A 1,407-nucleotide genomic window follows, 5' to 3' on the forward strand; every position below is an offset into this window, starting at 1 on the left:
CTGATACCATACCTTTGCCAGAGCATGGTCGTTTTTAATAACCCCGTGTAAGTGAGTAGAGACCTGTTGTAAACGGGCAATATCCCTAAGTTGCAACAAGCGGATAATTTTGATGGCTAATTCATCGGGCAAATCGTGCAATGAAACTGTTTTCTTTATCTCCCTGTCGGGTATAGCGATGGACCAACCTCCACTGGTACCCGCTGATGCTCGGCGCAATGGAGCGTTCGCAGGCGGTAGGGAGGGTAAATCGACTATGCCCGATTTATTATTCGCAGAATCCAAACCTGGTTTCTCCTGTGTTATTACTCTGTCTCGATTAAAAAAGGGCTTCCAACGCTGATGCAATTAATCAGAGCAGGTTTTACAGTAAAAGTTCAAAACATGGTTTTAACTGCAACTAATAAAGTTTCTGTCTTTCAGCACCTTTAGAATGGCGTCCCTTTTATTGATCACAGCAAACCATCAATGACTCATCCGAAGTCTGTTAATTTGCACCTTGTTATTGTCAGAGATGGTCATTACATGGTGGCCATCGGAGCTAAAGGTGGCTGAATCAATCGAATCATTATGGGAGATGATGGCTTTTTCGACCCATGACCCATCAAGCTCCTGACCATAAATTTTTGCCGTTCGATCTTTACTGGCGGTTACCAGATGGCGGCCATCGGGACTAAAAGAGGCTGAGTTGACCCAGGAACCATGGAAAATAGTAGCTTCTTTCTTCCATGAACCATCGGTCTTCAGGCCATATATGATTGCCGTTCCATCATTACTGACGGTCACTACACTGCGTCCATCGGCGCTGAAGGTAGCTGAGTTGATAAAGTCATCATGGGAAATGGTGACATTTTCTTCCCATGATCCATTGGCTTGCTGGCTATGGATTTTGACCTTGTTATCTTCACCGAGGGTCATCACATGACGGCCATCGGCACTGAAGTCGGCTGAGGCGACCGAGTCATCATGAGGAATGATGACTGTTTTTTCCCATGAACCAGCTGTCTTTTCACCATAAATTTTCGCCGTGTGATCTGAACTGGCCGTCACCAAATGGTGACCATCGAAACTGAAGGTAGCTGAATTCACAATGTCATCATGGGAAATGATCAATTTTTCTAACCATGCTCCATCTTCATTCCGTTCGAGGATTTTCACCTTTGTATCATTTCCAACGGTCACCACATGTCGGCCATCGGCACCAAAAGACGCTAAGTCGATCCAGTCATCGTGGGAAATGGTGAATTCTTCTTCCCATAATCCATAAGTCTTCTGACAGAAGATTTTCGCCGTGTTATCGAAACTGGTAGTGACCAAATGACGGCTATCGGCGCTGAAGGTGACAAACGTGACCCAATCATTATGGGAAAGAGTGAGTTTGTCTTCCCATGATCCATCATCCTTCTG

At 45.2% G+C, this 1,407-nt stretch carries 2 protein-coding genes; both read right to left on the reverse strand.

The genetic code is table 11. The features are described 5' to 3' along the window. Positions 1–285 (reverse strand): F-box protein (locus KDK18_RS00365; RefSeq protein WP_257252386.1); only part of this gene is annotated, 285 nt, incomplete at its 3' end. Between the two features lie 180 nt (positions 286–465). After that, positions 466–1,407 (reverse strand): WD40 repeat domain-containing protein (locus tag KDK18_RS00370; RefSeq protein WP_257252387.1); only part of this gene is annotated, 942 nt, incomplete at its 5' end.

It is taken from the genome of Endozoicomonas sp. SESOKO3 (assembly GCF_024606255.1).